A 20,515-nucleotide genomic window follows, 5' to 3' on the forward strand; every position below is an offset into this window, starting at 1 on the left:
ATTTATCATAAAGAATATCAAGCTGCAACATCGTTCTGCAGCTTTTTTATTTAAATATAAAATTAAAACCTTGCCAAAAACTCAAAAAAAACTATATTTGTCAGTCTTAACAAAAATTAACAATAGAATGGATAATATTGAAGCATTAAGTCCGAAACCGGATGAGTTTGTAGAGAATAAGAATTCAAGGCATCCAAAAGGATTGTGGGTTCTTTTCGGAACAGAAATGTGGGAGCGTTTCAACTTTTATGGGATGAGAGCCCTTTTGACGCTCTTCATGGTAAATTCCTTATTAATAAAAGAAGCAGATGCAGCAATTATCTACGGTGGATTTTTAGCTTTATGTTATTTAACACCTCTTTTGGGAGGATTTATTGCAGATAAATATATAGGAAACAGAAATGCCATCTTAATCGGTGGATCTCTGATGGCTATCGGTCAGTTTCTATTATTTATCAGTGCCTCTACTTTCTCTGCCGATCTGGGCAGTTCCAAAATGATTATGTGGCTGGCGTTATTCGTTATCATTTTCGGTAATGGATTCTTCAAGCCGAATATTTCCTCAATGGTGGGAAGTCTTTACCCTAAGCAGGAGAAATCCAAACTGGACTCTGCATTTACCATTTTTTATATGGGGATTAACATCGGAGCATTCCTGGGACAATTTATCTGCCCATACGTAGGAGATGTGAAAGATGCAGCTACAGGAGTAAGAGATATTTTTGCTTTCAAATGGGGATTCTTAGCCGCTTCAATTGCAATGATTATTGGAACCGTAACATTCTTTATCCTTAAAAATAAATATGTGGTAAATCCGGAAGGGAGACCTATCGGTGGATTGCCAAAGAACAATACAAGTGCAGACTTTGAAGAAGGTGAAACTCAGACCGCTAAATTCTCAGGTTTATCTTTAGGGATCACCGGAGTTATATTTGTGGTTTTATTCTTCGCTTTCCGATATTTACTGGTAGGAGAATTCGGATTTAAAGCCGTAGAGATGGGACAATTGATCAAAGGAATTATTTATCCTTTCATCTATGCGGCCGGTATTTCCCTGGCTTTCCTGATCATGAGTTCTGCAGAAAACAAGATTGAAAGACAGAGAATCTGGGTAATTTATATTGTATCCTTCTTTATCATTTTCTTCTGGGCAGCTTTCGAGCAGGCAGGATCTTCATTAACATTTATTGCTGACAACCAAACAGACAGAAACATTTTCGGATGGAATATGCCTCCTTCAATGGTTCAGATCTTCAACGGTATCTTCGTAGTTCTGTTAGCCGTTCCATTCAGTTTGACATGGGATAAATTAAGAACAAAAGGAAGAGAACCCGTATCTCCGTTCAAGCAGGCAATGGGTCTTGCATTAATTGCTCTTTCTTACTTCATTATTGCGCATAACGTAAAAGATCTTGGAAATTCAGGATTATTAGCAATCAAATGGTTAATGCTTCTTTATTTCATCCAGACTTGTGGTGAACTTTGCTTATCTCCAATCGGTCTTTCATTGGTAGGAAAACTAGCTCCAAAAAGATTTGCATCATTATTATATGGAGTATTCTTTATTTCCAATGCTGCAGGGTATGCATTGGCAGGTTCATTGGGAGCTCTTATCCCTGCTACAGGTGATAAATTCACAAAAGCACAGGAAATAGGCGTAAACCTTCAGGACGTTTTAGATAAAAAAGTAACGTTGACTGCTGAACAGGCAGCGGCATTTGAGAAAGCTCAGTTACCATTGCACAATCCTACATTTGCAGGATTTGAGATCCACAACCTATTCGAATTCTTTATGGTATTCGTAGTACTTTGTGGTATTGCAGCTGTTATTTTAGGTTTGATCTCTCCAATCTTAAAGAAAATGATGCACGGTGTAAAATAACCGCATCAATAAAATACAACAAAACCTCTGCAAAGTCAGAGGTTTTTTTTATTTTCGTATGATGGAAATTTCCGAAGATTCTTTATTTCAATCCGTAAAGGAAATTATTAGGCAGTCGCGCGAAAAAGTGTTTCGGATCGCGAATTCTACTTTACTGCTCACCTACTGGCAGATCGGAAAACTGATCGTAGAAGATGAACAGCAGGGAAAAGAACGCGCCGAATACGGAAAGAAAACCTTAAAAAATCTTTCTAAAAAACTTTCTCTGGAGTTTGGAAAGGGCTTTGATGAGAGTAATCTAAGAAATATGCGGTCTTTTTATCAGGCATTTCCAATTTGTGACGCATTGCGTCACGAATTGAGCTGGACCCATTACAGATTGGTGATAAGACTTGATCACCCTCATAAAATGAATTATTACATCAATGAAGCTGTTCAGAATAACTGGAATTACCGGGATTTGAAAAGACAAATCAATTCACTTGCCTACGAAAGAGTTCTGGAACATAAAAAATCCCCGGCAGAAAATATCCACAGTGTTTTAAAAGACCCTTACATTTTTGAATTCTTAGGTTTAACACCGGATCAAAAATTTTCTGAAAAAGAAATTGAAACCGCCATCATTGATCATATTCAGAAGTTTCTTCTGGAATTCGGGAAAGGATTTGCTTTTGTAGCAAGACAACAGCATATTTCTACAGATACATCCGATTTTTATATCGACCTTGTTTTTTACAATTATATTCTGAAATGCTTTGTCATTATTGACCTTAAAACCGGAGAACTCTCCCATCAGGACATCGGACAGATTGATATGTATGTACGAATGTATGATGATCTGAAACGCGGAGAAGGTGATAATCCGACGATAGGAATTTTACTGTGTTCAGAAAAAGACGAAACCATTGTAAAATATTCCGTTCTGAATGACAAAAACAATCTCTTTGCGAGCAAATACCTCCTCTACCTTCCAAAAGAAGAAGAATTAAAAGAAATCATAGACCAGGACAGAATCCGTTTTGAACTGGACCAAAACAACAATAAACAACCCTAATTAAAACAATCATATACAATTATGAGCTTAACTCTAGATGAAATACAAAATTTCAAAGGAAAATACCCCAGACAGATCTGGAGCCTGTTTTTCTCTGAAATGTGGGAGCGTTTCTGTTTTTACGGAATGCGCGGAATGCTGGTTTTCTTTATGATCTCCCAGCTTAATTTCCATGAAAAAGAAGCTAACCTTCAATACGGTGCTACCCAGGCATTCGTATATGCCTTTACTTTCGTGGGCGGCCTTTTTGCAGATAAAATCCTCGGATTCAGGAAATCTCTCTTTTGGGGCGGGCTACTGATGATCGTTGGAAGCTTGATTCTGGCAACTGATCCACACAAATTCTTTTTCTTAGGAATTGCATTCACTGTGGTAGGAACAGGTTTCTTCAAACCGAATATTTCATCTATGGTTGGACAGCTTTACAAACCTAATGATTCAAGAGCAGATGCAGGTTTTTCTCTTTTTTACGCGGGAATCAATCTGGGAGCTTTATTGGGTGGTTATTTATGTATCGCTATCGGTAAAGGAGAAATTCTAAGCGGTATTATTTCAGAAGCCATGAGATGGAACGTCGCTTTCGGTCTGGCCTCCGTGGTAATGGTAATAAGCCTTATCAATTTCATTTTCACTCAGAAAAGAATGGGAACAATAGGTCTTCAGCCAGGGCATCCTTTGGCAGAAGTAAAAGCTGCTCCAATCCCAAAATGGAAAGAATATGGAGTTTATATTTTATCTCTTATTTTCGTACCAATTATCATGAAGATGGTTGCCAAAACGGAATATACAGATTATTTTATGTGGACCATCGGGCCTTTGACACTGATCTACCTATTCTATGAAATGTCAAAAGTAACCGCATCAGAGCGTAAAAAACTTTGGGCAGCTTTAGTTTTCATTATTTTCTCGATCCTATTCTGGGGAATCTACGAGCAAAGTGGTGGGTCATTAAGTATTTTTGCAGCTAAAAATCTGAATAAAGACCTTCTTGGATTAGATCCGAACGGTGTAAATAACTCAGGAGGAGCCTTTTTTATTATTTTCCTTGCGCCGCTTATCGGGCTTCTATGGATATGGCTGAATAAAAGAAAAATTGAACCCAATACTATCGTTAAATTTGGATTAGGATTTATTTTTCTGGGAATCGGGTATTATGTTTTATTTGCAACAAGACTTTTTGCGGACCTTCAGGGAATAACATCGCTGAATTTTTTCACGTTGGCATTATTGATCATCACTCTTGGAGAATTATGCCTGTCACCAATAGGATTGTCTATTATGACTAAACTTTCTACCAAAAACCTTCAGGGAATGATGATGGGAATGTGGTTCCTGGCCTCAGCTTACGGACAGTATGTTGCCGGGATTATCGGTGCCGGACTTGCTACAGCAAAAGAGGGATCTACTAACTATGATGCTTTGATCACTTATACTGATGGATATAAACAATTGGGATTATACGCGGTAATTGCCGGTGTGGTATTAATTTTGATATCTCCGTTCGTAAAAAAATTAATGCAGGGTGTAAAATAGAATAAGCTATATTATGCTTATTTTTACGCAAATATCAAATTATGAAAAAAATTATAAGCATAATACTCTTATTTTTAGTAAGCTTTAGCTTTGCTCAGATAAAATGGATGACTATTGAAGAAGCTTTAAAGGCTCAAAAGGAGAATCCAAAAAAAATCCTGATCGATTTTTATGCCGACTGGTGCGGGCCATGCAAAATCATGGATAAAAAAACATACGGTCACGAAATTATCGCCAAAATCTTAAATGAGAATTACTATCCGGTAAAATTTAATGCTGAAGAAAAACAATCTATTAATGTTTTCGGAAGAACATTTTCCAATGATAATACTGAACATAAAAAAGGAAGGAATTCTTTGCACGAATTCACCCAATATATGAACGTCGGCGCTGTTCCAAGTACTGTATTTCTGGACGAGAAAGGCGGACCTATCACAATCCTTCAGGGAGAATTGTCAGCCAAAGAACTTGAACCTTATTTGGAATTTATTTCGAAAGATCTCTTCAAAAAGATCCGTACCAGGGAACAGTGGGAAGATTACCAGAAAAAATTTAAATCCAAAATCAAAGATTAAACTATACAGCGGCTTTCAAAAATTGAGAGCCGCTTTTTTTGATTTTAAGCTCAATATTTTCGGTAAAAAATTTTAATCTTAAGCCTATTTTCCCGAAATTAGGGCTCATTTTTAAAATGACTTTAGATACTTCTATAGAATATGTAAAAGGCATAGGTCCCGAAAGAGCCAAACTCATCAAGAATGTGTTGGGCCTGTCAACCGTTGACGACCTTCTGAACTTCTACCCTATCCGTTATCTGGATAAAAGTAAAGTATTTAAAATTTCTCAACTCGAGGAAAGTAGTATTGAGTTACAGCTTAAAGGAAGAATCACACAGGTACAGGAAATTCAGACCGGGAAGGTAAAAAGACTTTCTGCAAAATTCAATGATGATACCGGAACGATGGATCTGGTATGGTTTCAGTATTCAAAATGGCTGAAAGAACAGATTCCGATCAACCGTGAAGTTTATATTTTCGGGAAGATCAATGTTTTTAATCGTCAGTTCTCCATGCCTCATCCGGAAATTGAAGCCGTGGAAAATAAAGAAAGCGACACCCGGCTGAAACCTATTTATCCAAGTTCTGAAAAGCTCACTAAAAGAGGTTTGAATCAAAGATTTTTCCAGGTTGTCTTAAGGAATATCTGCAAAGAGATCCCCAACCTTATTGAAGAAAATTTCCCTGATTATATGATGAAAGCATTTAAGTTTTTATCAAGGCAGCATACTTTTTTAAATATTCATTTTCCAAAGGATATGAAACATTTTGAAAAAGCTGATAACAGACTGAAGTTTGAAGAGTCCTTCTTTTTTCAATTAGGGTATGCCCTCAAAAAGCTTCATCATAAAACCCATTCACCGGGAAATCCATTTCCTGTTGTGGGTGACCATTTTAATGGTTTTTATAATCATCATATCCCTTTTGATCTTACCAATGCACAGAAAAGAGTTTTAAAGGAAATCCGGCTGGACATGAAAAGGCCTATTCAGATGAACAGGCTTCTCCAAGGTGATGTGGGATCCGGAAAAACCATGGTTGCATTGCTTACCATGCTGATTGCTATGGATAATGGTTTTCAGAGTTGCATAATGGCTCCTACTGAAATCCTTGCACAGCAGCATTATAATGGAATTAAAGACCTTTTAACAGAAACAGGGATCAATATCCGTCTTCTGACGGGTTCCACCAAAACTTCAGAGAGAAAGGTCATCCACGAAGAGCTGGAAAACGGAACATTATCGATATTGGTAGGAACGCACGCGGTTCTGGAAGATAAAGTGAGATTTAAAAACCTTGGACTGGCTATCATTGATGAGCAGCACAGGTTTGGTGTCGCGCAAAGGGCAAAATTATGGGCAAAAAATAGAATTCCTCCGCATATTCTGGTGATGACGGCAACTCCTATCCCAAGGACCCTGGCAATGAGCTTTTACTCTGACCTGGATGTCTCCGTGATTGATGAAATGCCTATGGGAAGAAAGCCTATCATTACTGCCCACCGACGTGAGAAAGACAGAACGTATGTGTATAATTTCTGCAGGGACGAAATAAAAAAAGGAAGACAAGTTTATTTTGTATATCCGTTAATTGAGGAATCAGAAACTTTGGATTATAAAAATCTGATGGAAGGGCTCGATCATGTGATGAATGCATTCTCCGATTACAATACCACAATGCTGCACGGTAAAATGAAACCTGCTGAAAAAGATATCGCCATGAATTATTTTGCCTCGGGTAAAGCTGAGATTATGGTAGCTACCACCGTGATTGAAGTAGGGGTTAACGTTCCTAATGCTTCTGTAATGGTGATAGAAAGCTCAGAAAGATTCGGGCTTTCGCAGCTTCACCAGCTTCGGGGGCGTGTTGGGAGAGGAGCAGAGCAGAGCTACTGCATACTTATGACTTCTGATAAATTATCGAAGGAAAGCAGAACCCGCATCAAAACGATGACGGAAACTAATGATGGATTCAAGATTTCTGAAGTGGATATGCAGCTCAGAGGTCCCGGAGATATCCTGGGAACACAGCAGAGCGGCGTTGTAGATTTTAAAAGACTTGATCTTGTGAATGATTCCGCCATTATAAAAACCACAAAAAATACAGTTGATAAAATCCTGGAGGCAGATCCACATCTGATAAATCCAGACAATCTGATCATCAAAAATTATTACCTGAAACACTACAGGGGAAAGAATAAGTGGAGCAAAATTTCATAAAAAAACCGCGAAAAGAAAATCTCTCCGCGGCCCCCTTATAAAACTGTTATTTAGAAGAAATTACTTTTAGTCTGCTTAAAAAATTTATTTTAATAGTAGGAACTAATATCTGATTTGGTTTGAAAATATTTATAGGTATTTAAATTCTCAGCCCTGACTATTAAAATAAATTAAAAAAACAAAATGAATTATTTTTCCAACTTGCTTATTATAAAAACTAACTGTTTCAAGTTGAAGGAGTGGGAATGAAACGAATAAATACCCTTCAACTCTCTTAAGTTTTCATGATTGTACCGTTTTGTTTAAAGATCTTCTATGCTTTATAGCTGGAAATAAACATAATTCATTTTGTTAAACTAACATTGTGACTTATATCTTACTTTCTAAATGAAATAATCTATTTTCTACCATCCATTGCTTTTTTATATAGCTAATTTGTGTTCCAAAGTTTACATTTACAAAATTGATGATATTGCGTGGAATTCTTATTATATTATTTTAATTATTAATTATACAATTTTCACTTTTATGTGAATAGTATGCGCTGAATATTATCACTTATTTAAAAAATTAACATCATAAAACCTTTATCCATCATACTTTCATAATAAAATTATCTTTGTTCAGACCTGAAGAATGATACTGCCAGTTTACGGTAATAATTTCTGTAAGTGATTTTTTAAGACCATCATAAGTCTCAGGTTTTCTCATAAAAATATTGCCTCCGTTAACGAAGATTTCTTCTGTTTCGTTTTCGGAAATCTGGCCGGCATATACTGCAATTATGATGTTGCTGAATCCATGATTTATTTTAATTTCTCTCAGGCATTCCATACAGCTTTTCCCTGAAATATCATACTTAATGAATATTACTTCAGGAATAATTGCACCATTGCTGCTCAAATATTTCATAAGATCATCTCCGTCCGAGAAAAACTGTGATTTCACCCCTATCTTTAAATCTCTGAAAATATTTTTAAAGAATATAATATTACCCTCATCATCATCTACTGTGATTACATTCAGATATTCTTTATTCATACAGCGTTTTTGAATTTATATTAATACTTTGGTTTTCCCTTCTTTTTATAATGGTTTTATGAAATTGAGAAGGTGTGATGCCGGTTGTATTTTTGAATTGGGTGCTCAAATGAGCCACACTTGAATAATTCAGTTTATGGGCAATCTCTGTCAGGCTCTGCTTATTATCCAGAATCAGCTCCTTGGCATACTCTATTTTCTGAAGGATGATGAAGTTTTCTATTGAGGTGTAGGCAACCTCAGAAAAAAGATTGGAAAGATATCCATAACTGTGGTTCAGCTTTTCAGCAATATAAATAGATGCTTTAACAGGAACAGCGTTTTCAGAGAAAACAAGCTCTACAATCGCATCTTTTATTTTCTGTACTAAAGCCGTTTTCTGGCTTTCAATAATCTCTATGCCGTAATCTTTAAGATTTTTCTTAAAAAGATTATGCTGCTCCTGGGTAATGGGTTCATAGAACTCCACTTCACCAAAGTTCAGCAGGCGGTATTTTAGCCCGTGCTCTTTTAGCTTCTCATCCAACACTTTCTTGCAGAGAGCATTGAAATCAAATTTTACATACATTTTCATCCTGATATAAGTGTGTCAAATTTCGAAGTAAATATAATAATTTATTTCATTTAAAAGTGAAATAGATTATTAATTTTTAACATAATATATAAAAAAAGAAAAACTCCTGCATATTGAATACAGGAATTAAACACTAAGGATGAAAAAAATATACTGATAAAAAGCTGCAAAAGCTCAAAACCAAGCATATGAATGTATTATTGAAAGTGATTTGGTTCTGTTACAAAGATGGAATAAAAAAAAACATCACTTGTTATAGAATTAAAATTAAATGTTACAGAATTTTAAGTCAATTATTTGTGAAATACATATTCCATTAAATAATCATCCATAAAATAATTATCGCCTATATCCAAAACCACCTCATCATATACTTTATACCCTTGAGATTCATAGAATTTTTTAGCAGAGTTTTCTTTATTAACATTTAAAATAATCCTTTCATCTCCGCTTTCAGAAACTCTATCTTTCAAAAAATTCAATGTCTCTTTTCCAAATCCTTTTCCTTTGCTTTCCGGCACCAGATAAATACGGTGAAGTTTTGTAGTTCCCACTTCATAATTATTCTCATAACCGATAAAGCCTTCAAAAGAACTATTACCCTCATCAAAAATCAGGTAATAATGATAATCCGGATTCTGAAGCTGACTGAGAATTTCTTCTTCTGAATACATCTTCTCCAACATATAATCTATTTGTTCCTGAGAAATAATTCCCGTATAAGCGCTTTCCCATGATCTTTTGGCCAAATTCCGTATCAACGGAATATCCTTTTCTGTTGCTGCTGTTAATTTCATATTTTTTGATTAAAAAAAGTGAAAAGCCGGAACTTTTCACCTGTTATTTTATTGTTAATGGTAAATAGTCAATAGTGAATTGTCAATGGTGAATTTTTAATTAAACTAAAAATTGACGATTCACTTGCGAAGCTAATTCACCATTCACATTTTACCAATTGACTTTTTTAAATTTTCGCCATTTCAGCTTTAATTTTCGCGTAAAGACCTTCTGAAGCAGGAACTAAAGGAAGTCTCAGATAGTTTTTAATAATTCCTTTTTCTGTAAGAATTACCTTGATTCCGCAAGGATTTCCTTCTGCAAAAATCAGTCTTGTAATTTCTACCAGCTTATTATGAATATCATAAGCTTCCTTCACTTTTCCATCAAAGGCCAGCTGGACCATGGTAGAAAATTCTTTCGGATACCCCTGCCCTATTACAGAGATTACTCCGTCTCCTCCCGCTAAAGTCACAGGAAGGGTATATTCATCATCTCCGGAAACCAATGAAAATCCTTCAGGTTTCTTTCTCAAAATATCAAAATACTGAAGAATATTGGGTGCCGCTTCTTTGATCATGAATAGATTCGGGAATTCATTGGCCAAACGAATAGTGGTATCAGCCTCAACATTCTGACCTGTTCTTGACGGAACATTGTAAATAATAATATTTTTTCCGGTAGATGCCAGCATTTTATAGTGCTGGTAAAGGCCTTCCTGATTAGGTTTATTGTAATATGGAGATACCGAAAGTACGGCATCAAATGCAGAAAGATCTGCTTCTTCAATCTGTTTCTTTACTTCAAGAGTATTATTTCCGCCAATTCCCAAAACCAGGGGGAGACGTTTATTATTAACCTTAATGATATGCTCAATTACCTGTTTCTTCTCCTCTTCAGAAAGTGTTGCAGCTTCTGCTGTAGTTCCCAAAACAACCAAATAATTGGTTCCGTTTTCGATATTATACTCAACAAGTTTTGTTAAACTATCGAAATCAACGGATAAATCTTCATTAAAGGGTGTTACCAACGCAACACCTACTCCTTTTAAAATGCTCATCTGTTAGAATTATTTTTTTCAAATTTAATAATTTACGATAAGAATTTATAATAAATAATAATGTTTTATTATACATATAATTATATTTGCATATACTAAAAGATATTATGACATCGCTATGATCGAAGTTGTTTACAAAAACACTATAATTAATGGTGATTACATATGACCTTTAAAAAAATAATTTGCAACATATGAAAAATAAATTCTTGTTATTAGGAATTGCTCTGGCCACACTTACTGCCTGCAAAACAGCATCTACACTGCAGTTGGCACAAGTTCAGCCTCAGAAAAACATTTCTATTAATAATGAGCTGAAGAATGATGAGGAGTTTGTAAAAGTTATTGAACCCTATAAGCAAAAACTGGACAAAGAGATGAATCAAAAGATCTCCCACACCAGTATAGATCTTACAAAACAGGGTGATAACAGTAATCTGGGCAATCTTTTGGCCGACTATACCTTTGAAGGTGCCGATGCATGGACGAAAAAGAATCTTAATAAAAGTGTAGATGCTGCTCTGATCAATATCGGCGGAATACGTACTACAATTGGAAAAGGAGATATTCTTCTGAAAAGTGTTTTTGAAGTAATGCCTTTCGAAAATGAAGTGATCATTGTAAAAATGAAAGGATCGGATCTGCAGGGACTTTTTGATTATTATGCAAAAACTCAGGTCAATAATCCTGTTTCTCATTTATATATTGAAACCAATAACGGGCAGCTTACCAAATCCCAGATTAATGGGAAGCCAGTAAATCCTGATCAGGATTATTATATCGCTACTTCAGATTATCTGGCACTTGGCGGAGATAATATGAAATTCTTTTCCAAAGGGGAATCTATTTCTACAGGAATCAGATTAAGGGATCTTTTCATTGAATATTTCAGAAAAACGTCTGAGGTAGTTCCGAATACAGATGTTCGTTTAAATTTTATCGGTAAGAAATAATGGATAGAAAAAGTTTTTTAAAAGTAATAGGTAGCGGATCTTTAGCAGCAGCTTTAGCTCCCAATATGATGATGGCAGAAGAATTGAAATTCAATCCTTTTCAATCTGAAAATAAACTCACCATTCTTCATACCAACGATCAACATAGCAGAATAGAACCTTTTGACGCAAGCTATACCAAAAATCCCAATCAGGGAGGATTTGCAAGAAGGGCAAGCTTGATACAGCAGATCAGAAGCCAGGAAAGCAATGTTCTTCTTCTGGATTCCGGTGATATTTTTCAGGGCACTCCTTATTTTAATTTCTTTGGGGGCGAACTGGAATTTAAGCTGATGTCTATGATGAAGTATGATGCTTCAACAATGGGAAATCATGATTTTGACAATAGCCTGGACGGTTTCCTGAAAGTTCTTCCTAATGCAAAATTTCCATTTATCTGTTCAAACTATGATTTTAAAAATACAGTTCTGGATGGAAAGACCTCACAGTATAAGATTTTTAATAAAAATGGAATAAAAGTCGGAATTTTCGGAGTAGGTATTCAGCTGGACGGCCTTGTGGGCAAGAAGCAGTATGGTGAAACCGTATATTCAGATCCTGTAGATGTAGCACAACATTATTCCAATTTTCTGAAAAACGAACAAAAATGTGATCTTTTGATCTGCCTTTCTCATATCGGCTATGATTATAAAGATGAACCCAATAAAGTAAGCGACAAAATTCTGGCTGCCAAAACAGAAAATATTGATATTATCCTGGGTGGGCATACCCATACTTTTTTACCTGAACCGCAGACGTTTACCAACAGACAGGGTAAAAATGTTCTGGTAAATCAGGTAGGATGGGCAGGTCTTCTTCTTGGCAGAATAGACTTTTACTTTGATGCAAATAAAAATGTAAAGCATATTTCCTGGAACAACCAGATCATAGACAGCAGCATAACCGTATAATATGAAAAAACTCTCTTTAATCTCTCTTGGTATTTTAGCATCCCTGCAGTTCGTGAATGCGCAGGTGATTTCGTCAAAAAAATGGACGGATCTTTTTTCTTATAACAATGTCTTGGCTATGAAAGAAGACAATGGGAAAATAATTGCCGCTACTGAAAACGGGATATTTTACTATACCATTTCAACCGGAGAGATGACCAAGCTGTCAAAAGCTAACGGACTCCATGACGTTAATATATCCGCCTTCGACTATAATCCACAAACTAAAATAGGTGTAATAGGATATGCAAACGGTTCTATGGATGTGATTACCCCGCAGGAGATCAAATATATTGTTGATATTCCTATCGCAACCGGCTATAACGGAAGCAAAAGGATCAATCATATTTCAATTACAGGGGATCAGGCTGTAGTATCAGTAGGCTATGGAGTTTCTATATTTAACATTAACAAAAAAGAATTCGGAGATTCTGCATTCTTTGTAACCGGTGGTGTATATGAAGCCAGCAACGAAGCAACCCTATTTGGAAACAAAGTATATTCTGTAACCAATACCGGCCTTAAAAGCCACGAAATGAACACTACATTTCCGGTATTCTCTACCTGGTCGACAGAAATCCCCGGATCTTATAAACATATTGACGCTGAATCCTCTCTTATATTTTCATCCGCCACCTCAGCATTTATCTACAATAACGGTACGGGCACTCCGCTTCCGGCAAGTTTCGGAAACATCCAGGATATTGTTATCAATTCAAGCAACATTATAGTAACAGACAGCAGAATATATACATTCGGACTAAACGGAGTATCTTTAGGCGCTGTAAGTATGGGGGAAGATTGCAACACAGCCATAACAGCTAACGGAAAGGTATACGGCGGAACAATACTGTCGGGAATAAAGGAAGAAAATGGTACTACTTATAAACCATCAGGTCCATATTCAAATTCTTCATACAAGATCAATCTGTATGACAATAATCAAATGCTGGTGTCTTCCGGATCAAGACTGAACAGATACAATCAGCCAGGAGATAATCCTAAAAAACCCGGATTTTATTATTTTAACGGATCAGAGTGGCTTCGATCATCTTTTTTTTCAACAACTTCCGCTCCAATCAATGTCCTGGATGCTGTAATGAATCCTTCTGACAACAGTGAAGTCTTTTTCACCAATTATACAGTAGGTTCACAAGGTGTATATAAAATGAAATACAATACTGGCAATAAAGATTTTGATTTAGTAAAGTATTATGATTTAGGAGCACCAAGTATGTATTACCGTCGTCCTGTAGGATTTGCACATGATAATCAAAATAATCTTTTTGTTTCTTTTGGCTTCAACGATGGAAGTCCGTCCATTGGAATCTATGATAGGGGAACTGATGATTTTGTGATAAAAAAATTCGGAATAACAAGTGATGGTATACAAACTCCTGTCTACTATGAAAATATGCTGTGGATCCCAACCCCGAGAAGCAATAATTTTATAGTTTACGATTATAAAAACGCGACCAATCTTTCTGATGACACTGATTACATATTACAAGATACCAACGGATTCGCAGGAAATGCAAGAGGAAGCTTATCAGTAGCTTTTAGTAAATCAGGGGATGCCTGGATCGGCACCGACAGCGGCTTAAGAATATTGCCCAATGCTGCTACAGGAATAAAAAATCCGGATCCGAAGGTGGAACCTATCATCATAGAACAGGGCGGACTTGGAGAAGAACTTTTCAGAGATGCCCAAATACAGCAGATAGAAGTAGACGCCGGAGATTATAAATGGATTTCTATAGACGGTGGTGGTGTATATTACCTTTCTTCCGACGGACAGCAGACTATAAAACATTTTACAAAAGAAAACTCCCCTCTTCCAACCAATTCCGTTACCGATATAAAGGTAGACAGAAAAACAGGAAAAGTATATTTTGTAACGTTTAACGGTATTGTAGCTTATCAGGGGGATGTAGCAGATGTGACTGCCAACTTCGGGAATGTGGTAGTCTATCCTAATCCTGTAGTCTATTCAAACTTTAAAGGAAAAGTTACTATTAAAGGGCTTGCAGAAAAAACAAATATCAGAATTGCTGATGCGGCAGGAAATGTAATACATTCTGCAGTAGCCAGAGGAGGTTATTATGAATGGGATCTTAACAACATGAAAGGGAACAGGGTAGCTTCAGGTATTTATTTTGTATTGATGACCAATGAAGACGGTTCAGATAAAGCTACTGCAAAAATAGCTGTGGTTAATTAATGAATTCACAAAACGGATTTTTATTATCATTCATAAAATACGGTGAAAATGATGCAGTTCTGCATTGTTTTACAGAAGACGAAGGCTTTCAGACCTATTTCGTAAAGGGGATTTATTCCAAAAGAAATAAAAAGAAAGCTCTGCTTCAGCCTTTGAGTATGCTCAGCTTTACCATTAATCCTGTAAGAGGTAACGGAATTCCTTCAGTCTCAAGATTTGAGTTGGTAAAGAACTATGATATGTATATGGATATCAAAGCCAATACAGTCATATTCTTCATCTCAGACTTTCTGAATCAGGTTTTAAGACACGAAAATAAAAATCCAAATCTATTTTTCAGTATCGATGAATTTGTCAATGAACTGGCCGGCAAAAATTATCAGTGCCATCTTCTTTTCTTAATTACGGTATTGAAAATTCAGGGAGTAGCTCCTTTGATCAATGACGGCCAATATTTAGATCCCGAGACAGGAACATTCTCTGTAACTCCTTCTCATCAGTTGTTTACCGAAGAAATATCAGCCATCTGGAAAACAGCCATCTGCTCAGAAAATCTTTATGCAACAAAGATACACCCCTCATTAAGAAAAGATTTTTTGGATAGTCTTCTGGTCTATTACCATTATCATATTACAGACTTTAAAATACCGACATCGCTGGAGGTTATCCAACAGATTTTTGAATAGTCTGAAGGTAAGGAATGTTGAACTCCCAGCCATTATCCCTTTGCCTCTTCAGGCATTTCCGTTTCAGATTCTGCTATTTCTTTTTTGGAGAATCTTGGCTGCAGAATCTTTGCAATAAGGCCCGTCCATCCTGTTTGATGGGAAGCTCCTACTCCTCTTCCATTATCCCCATGAAAATATTCGTAGAATAAAATATAGTCTTTAAAATCCGGATCAGTCTGAAATCTTTCATACTGGCCGTTGACCGGACGTTTTCCGTTTTCATCCATTAAAAAAATTTTAGATAGCCTTTTACTTAACTCATCTGCAATCTGGTCCAGGTTGGAATAGTTTCCGCTTCCGGTAGGATATTCCACCAGAAAATCGGGGCTGTAATAGAAGAAAAACCGCTGAAGACTCTCAATAATCAGAAAATTGATTGGAAACCAGATTGGTCCGCGCCAATTGCTGTTTCCCCCAAAAAGACTGCTGTCACTTTCCGCAGGAGTATATTTTACACAATAATCCGCTCCGTTCAAATTCAAGGTATAGGGATTCTGTTCATATTCTTTCGACAATGCCCGCACTCCATACTCGCTTAAAAACTCTTCAGGATTCAGCATTCTTTTGAGCAGCCTTTTTAACCGATGGCCACGCAACAGCGACAGAAGATGTTTGGAATCCTGTCCCTTCACTTCCCATCTTGATACCAGGGAAGCCAGTTCCGGTTTATTTTCAAGAACCCATTTCATTCTCTTTTTAAAATTGGGCAGATTTTCGATCATTTCATCATCAATTACCTCTACGGCAAACATAGGTATCAATCCCACGATAGTTCTCAATCTTAAATACATATGATTGCCATCACTGGAAGAAATAGCATCATAGAAAAATTCATCTTCCTGATCCCAAAGACTGAAATCCTCATCCCCCATATTATCCAGTGAATTGGCAATGGAAAGGAAGTGCTCAAAAAACTTCATCGCCATTTCTTCATACACATTGTTATACAGTGCCAGCTCAAGAGCAATTCTCATCATATTCAGGGCAAACATGGCCATCCAGCTTGTTCCGTCCGATTGTTCCAGCTGCTCACCATTCGGCAGCGTTGTGTTTCGGTCAAAAACTCCGATATTATCAAGACCTAAAAAGCCTCCTTCAAAAATATTATTGCCATTATTGTCTTTTTTGTTGACCCACCATGTAAAATTCATGAGCAGCTTCTGAAATGCACTTTCCAGGAATTCAATATCAGGTTTCCCTTTGATATATTCATCAATTTTAAAAACCCTAAAAACCGCCCAAGCATGAACCGGAGGATTCACATCGCTGAAATTCCATTCATAGGCAGGAAGCTGTCCGTTAGGATGCATATACCATTCAAACAGGAAAAGTTTCAACTGGTACTTTGCAAAATCCGGGTCAATTAACGAAAAACTGATCGTATGAAATGCCAGATCCCATGTCGCATACCACGGATATTCCCACTTATCGGGCATAGAAATGATATGTTCATTATTAAGGTGCTTCCATTCAAAATTTCTGATCTTCTCTCGGGATTTTGGAGGCGGCATTTCTGCAGGATCTCCTTTCAGCCACTTTTCTACATTATAGTGATAAAACATTTTGTTCCAGAGCATTCCGGCAAAAGCCTGCCGTTGGACCAATTTTTCATCTTCTGAGTCTATACCTTTCTGAATTTCAGCATAAAACTCATCCGCTTCTTTTTTCCTCAGATCAAAAATATCTTCAAAATCAGCAAATGGATCTTTTAAGTCCTTATCCGTCATTCTGAATTCAAAAGTTCTTGTTTCTCTGGCTTGCAGGATTTCATCAAGAAGAAAAGAAGCCTTAGTTCCGGTACTCTGGGGATTTACGGACTGGGAATTTCCATTAATAACAAAATCATTGATTCCATCCTTACAGTATTTTGATTCGTTGGCCGACTGATAAAGTTTTTCGGTATTGGTTTCATTATCACAAAACAGGGTCTTCAGAGACTGCCTGGCATATACATTTTTGATTTCAATATTTTTGTGGTTAACCGAAATATGCCGCGCATCTTCGCTGCCCAGTTGTGGCTTATAGCTATCATAACCCCATTTCCAGGTATTCCTGAACCAAAATGTCGGCAGTATGACAATAGGAGCTTCATTCTGAGATTTGTTGATTATTGTAAGCCTGATCAAAATATCATGCTCACTTTCTTTAGCATATTCAATAAAGAGATCAAAATATTCATTCTGATCAAAGATTCCTGTATCAATCAGTTCATATTCCGGTTCATTCTTATTTCTTTCTGCATTGACTTTTAAAAGATCTTCATAAGGGAAAGCATTCTGAGGATATTTGTACAGCATCTTCATATAAGAATGAGTAGGTGTGGAATCCAGATAATAAAAATATTCTTTTACATCTTCCCCATGGTTTCCCTGTCCGTTGGTAAGACCAAAGAAACGCTCTTTCACCATTTTATCTTTTTTATTCCAGAATCCTATAGAAAAAACCAACTGCTGAAGGTCGTCACAGATCCCGCAAATACCCTCTTCACCCCAACGATAGTTTTTGGCTTCTGCAGTATCATGAGTAGTATAATTCCATGCATCCCCTGTTTCGCTGTAATCTTCACGGACCAGTCCCCACTCACGGTTGCTGACATAAGGACCCCATTTCTTCCATAATATTTCTGAAAGTCGTTGTTTTTCGGACATGTGTAGTTTTTTTGTAAAATTTATTGATGAATAGAGATAAGAATAAAGAGGAAAGACTTAAGACGTGAGACGTCAGATTTTCAAACTATTAAAATAAAAACTTTAATTACTAACAACAAGCAAACTAGCAACCATTTCACTCTCAAACCCTAAAACTCTCATGCTCTCAAACCCCGAAGCCTGCACCGCGTCTACCCTCCTGTAGAAAAGCTTTCGAAAGTAGTCATTCCGCCATCTACAAAAATGCTGGTTCCCGTGATGTAATCTGCCAGGTCACTTGCTAAAAAGGCAGTTAAGTTTCCGATATCCTGTGGCTGCCCGATTCTGTTGTAAGGGATAAGATTAAGCAGTGAACTCAAAGCTTCAGGAGTACTCCAAGCATCTTTATTGATCGGTGTCTGAATAGCACCGGGACAGATAGAATTGACACGGATCTTATCTGCTCCATATTCCTGTGCAAGGGTTTGCATCAGCATTCTTATGGCTCCTTTACTGGCTGCATAATTGGCATGGCCTGCCCAAGGAATAATTTCATGTACCGAACTTATATGAATGATTTTTCCGCAGGCAATGGAACGGGACGGATCTATACCACGACGCAGAAATTCTTTTATGGCTTCGCGTGCGCAGAGAAACTGTCCGGTAAGATTCACTCCTATCACTGCATTCCACTGGTCGAGGGTCATTTCAGTAAATTTCGAGTCTTTTTGAATTCCGGCATTATTGATCAGAATGTCTACCGTTCCGAATTGTGATACGGTATCCTGAAACATTTTGATGACCTGATCTTCTTTGGAGACATCACATTGGTAAGTGATTCCGTTTCCGCCTGCATCTGTAATTTCTTTTAAGACAGCCTGTGCCTCATCTGTTGATCTTTCTGAAGAATGATTGACAATAACCATCGCCCCCGCAGAAGCCAGAGATTTTGCAATTCCTGAACCTATTCCGCTGGAGGCTCCTGTAACGACAGCTACCTGATTACGAAGTGATATTTCCATATTTTATGATTTGATGTTACTCAAAGTTATGGAAACAATTCAGCAGGATGGAATTTTTGAATTTAAAATTTTCTTAAAATTTTTTATACATCAGGTACTGGGGACCGCTTCTTCCCATTCTGGTTTTACCGTCGTACAGATAACCTGCTTTCAGGTAGATATGATATGCTGAAACATTTTTCTGATTAACCGCAAGAACAATTTCATCACAATCCGGAAAATTTTCTTTGACAAATCCATCCACTTTCTGCATGGCTTCTTTCCCGATTCCTTTTCCCTGTAAGCCAGGATTTATAGACAAAGATCTTAGTAAAACAGATTTTTCGTTGTCTGTAAGATCCAGCTTATCTTCCCCGAAATCCAGGACAAAAAAACCTGCAGGTTTTTCATTTTCAAAAATGGTAACGGCGAATGCTTTACCATCATTCCTCTCTTTTATCCTATCCAAAGCTTTTTTTACCGTTGAAGTATACTGCTCCTGATTTTCATCCAGAGCATAATCAAGTTCCGTGAAATCGGGTTCTTTAAAAAACTCTAATCTGACCATATTCTTAATGATGATAAATATCCTGATACATTACACCGGCTCTGATCTCAACCGGAAGCTTATTTTCCTCAGGAACGATCGGACAGTTGTAATCGTAGGCATTGTACGCACAGTAAGGCTGATAGGATTGATTGAAATCCAGGATAATAGTATTTCCCTTTGGAATCTTCAGATCCATATATTTTCCGCCACCGTAGGTTTCTTTTTCGTTGGTAGCGTCCCGGAAGGGTAGAAATAAATAGTCTTTATATTTTTTCTGCTTAATCAGATCAAGGCTTTGATACAAGGTCAGTGTATAGGACTTTCCGTCCAGCTGAAATGTTGCTTTTCCATATTCCTTATAAGATTTCGTTTTACCGGAAGAAGTTGGAAGCTCAAAAGGTCTGGCATTTTTTGTTTTACTAAATTTAGCGGTGACCATATATTTTAAATCTACCGGAAAGAACGGATGCCCTTTAAAATTGGTAAAGTTATCTCCACGCAAAGGCGTTTCCTTTGGGTTAAGATATTCTGCATTGAGATCTTCCTGAAACTTTCTGATTTCCATGATCTCTTTTGAGACCATTTTTTGAGAAAAGATAAAAAGCGGAAACAGCAGGAACAGTAAAATATATTTTTTCATGATTTTTTCAAAAACTATGAGTAAAACTATGAATTTTCCATGGCATGAAAAGTTAAAATTATAATAAAAACGTACAATCTGTTTTAAATAATCCGTCCTCCAATTTCTT

Annotated in this window: 17 protein-coding genes; 9 read left to right on the top strand and 8 right to left on the bottom strand. The window is 36.8% G+C overall.

Features of this window, described 5'->3' with window-relative positions; all coding sequences use genetic code 11:
- Positions 1 to 127: 127 nt before the first annotated feature.
- From V6R96_RS17570 to recG, 5 genes are all read left to right on the top strand, one after another.
- Complete coding sequence (locus V6R96_RS17570) at positions 128 to 1,882, top strand: peptide MFS transporter (protein WP_336379738.1); 1,755 nt, start codon at positions 128 to 130, stop codon at positions 1,880 to 1,882.
- A 58-nt stretch (positions 1,883 to 1,940) separates the two neighbouring features.
- Positions 1,941 to 2,936: a PDDEXK nuclease domain-containing protein gene (locus V6R96_RS17575; protein WP_336379739.1), complete on the top strand. Its 996-nt coding sequence runs from the start codon at positions 1,941 to 1,943 to the stop codon at positions 2,934 to 2,936.
- Between the two features lie 21 nt (positions 2,937 to 2,957).
- Complete coding sequence (locus V6R96_RS17580; protein ID WP_336379740.1) at positions 2,958 to 4,469, top strand: peptide MFS transporter; 1,512 nt, start codon at positions 2,958 to 2,960, stop codon at positions 4,467 to 4,469.
- A gap of 41 nt (positions 4,470 to 4,510) precedes the next feature.
- Positions 4,511 to 5,044, top strand: a complete 534-nt coding sequence (locus tag V6R96_RS17585; protein WP_336379741.1) for a thioredoxin fold domain-containing protein — start codon at positions 4,511 to 4,513, stop codon at positions 5,042 to 5,044.
- A 116-nt stretch (positions 5,045 to 5,160) separates the two neighbouring features.
- Positions 5,161 to 7,245, top strand: a complete 2,085-nt coding sequence (recG, locus tag V6R96_RS17590) for an ATP-dependent DNA helicase RecG (RefSeq protein WP_336379742.1) — start codon at positions 5,161 to 5,163, stop codon at positions 7,243 to 7,245.
- 594 nt (positions 7,246 to 7,839) lie between these two features.
- Here recG and V6R96_RS17595 read toward each other — a convergent pair.
- From V6R96_RS17595 to dapA, 4 genes are all read right to left on the bottom strand, one after another.
- The gene (locus V6R96_RS17595; protein ID WP_111959154.1) at positions 7,840 to 8,286 is read right to left on the bottom strand and encodes a response regulator; all 447 of its coding nucleotides are present in this window, start codon (positions 8,284 to 8,286) and stop codon (positions 7,840 to 7,842) included.
- The gene (locus tag V6R96_RS17600; RefSeq protein WP_111959152.1) at positions 8,279 to 8,860 is read right to left on the bottom strand and encodes an AraC family transcriptional regulator; all 582 of its coding nucleotides are present in this window, start codon (positions 8,858 to 8,860) and stop codon (positions 8,279 to 8,281) included. Before V6R96_RS17600 ends, V6R96_RS17595 begins: the two co-directional genes overlap by 8 nt.
- 293 nt (positions 8,861 to 9,153) lie before the next feature.
- Entirely contained in the window at positions 9,154 to 9,657 is a 504-nt protein-coding gene (locus V6R96_RS17605; RefSeq protein WP_336379743.1) for a GNAT family N-acetyltransferase, read from the bottom strand.
- Between the two features lie 167 nt (positions 9,658 to 9,824).
- On the bottom strand, positions 9,825 to 10,697 hold the full coding sequence (gene dapA / locus V6R96_RS17610) for a 4-hydroxy-tetrahydrodipicolinate synthase (protein WP_223558408.1): 873 nt from the start codon (positions 10,695 to 10,697) through the stop codon (positions 9,825 to 9,827).
- Positions 10,698 to 10,891: 194 nt separating this feature from the next.
- Here dapA and V6R96_RS17615 point away from each other — a divergent pair, with 194 nt between their 5' ends.
- Genes V6R96_RS17615 through recO form a run of 4 tightly spaced genes read left to right on the top strand, consistent with a single transcriptional unit; the run spans position 10,892 to position 15,546 of the window.
- The gene (locus tag V6R96_RS17615; protein ID WP_336379744.1) at positions 10,892 to 11,650 is read left to right on the top strand and encodes a 5'-nucleotidase; all 759 of its coding nucleotides are present in this window, start codon (positions 10,892 to 10,894) and stop codon (positions 11,648 to 11,650) included.
- On the top strand, positions 11,650 to 12,600 hold the full coding sequence (locus V6R96_RS17620) for a bifunctional UDP-sugar hydrolase/5'-nucleotidase (RefSeq protein ID WP_111959145.1): 951 nt from the start codon (positions 11,650 to 11,652) through the stop codon (positions 12,598 to 12,600). The genes V6R96_RS17615 and V6R96_RS17620 overlap by 1 nt, the downstream gene beginning before the upstream one ends.
- A 1-nt stretch (position 12,601) precedes the next feature.
- Positions 12,602 to 14,860 (top strand): hypothetical protein, encoded by a 2,259-nt coding sequence (locus V6R96_RS17625; RefSeq protein WP_336379745.1) that lies wholly within the window; start codon positions 12,602 to 12,604, stop codon positions 14,858 to 14,860.
- Positions 14,860 to 15,546: a DNA repair protein RecO gene (recO, locus tag V6R96_RS17630; protein ID WP_336379746.1), complete on the top strand. Its 687-nt coding sequence runs from the start codon at positions 14,860 to 14,862 to the stop codon at positions 15,544 to 15,546. The genes V6R96_RS17625 and recO overlap by 1 nt, the downstream gene beginning before the upstream one ends.
- Positions 15,547 to 15,578: 32 nt before the next feature.
- On the opposite strand, the gene V6R96_RS17635 is transcribed toward recO, so the two are convergent.
- The 4 genes from V6R96_RS17635 to V6R96_RS17650 all read right to left on the bottom strand — a co-directional run bounded on the left by V6R96_RS17635 (position 15,579) and on the right by V6R96_RS17650 (position 20,406).
- Entirely contained in the window at positions 15,579 to 18,236 is a 2,658-nt protein-coding gene (locus tag V6R96_RS17635; RefSeq protein WP_336379747.1) for an MGH1-like glycoside hydrolase domain-containing protein, read from the bottom strand.
- Positions 18,237 to 18,427: 191 nt separating this feature from the next.
- On the bottom strand, positions 18,428 to 19,237 hold the full coding sequence (locus V6R96_RS17640) for a glucose 1-dehydrogenase (RefSeq protein ID WP_336379748.1): 810 nt from the start codon (positions 19,235 to 19,237) through the stop codon (positions 18,428 to 18,430).
- A gap of 73 nt (positions 19,238 to 19,310) precedes the next feature.
- The gene (locus tag V6R96_RS17645; RefSeq protein WP_336379749.1) at positions 19,311 to 19,784 is read right to left on the bottom strand and encodes a GNAT family N-acetyltransferase; all 474 of its coding nucleotides are present in this window, start codon (positions 19,782 to 19,784) and stop codon (positions 19,311 to 19,313) included.
- Positions 19,785 to 19,788: 4 nt separating this feature from the next.
- Complete coding sequence (locus V6R96_RS17650; protein WP_111959135.1) at positions 19,789 to 20,406, bottom strand: DUF1684 domain-containing protein; 618 nt, start codon at positions 20,404 to 20,406, stop codon at positions 19,789 to 19,791.
- Between the last annotated feature and the right edge of the window lie 109 nt (positions 20,407 to 20,515).

Source organism: Chryseobacterium sp. CCNWLW53 (assembly GCF_037083525.1).
GTDB lineage: Bacteria > Bacteroidota > Bacteroidia > Flavobacteriales > Weeksellaceae > Chryseobacterium > Chryseobacterium lathyri.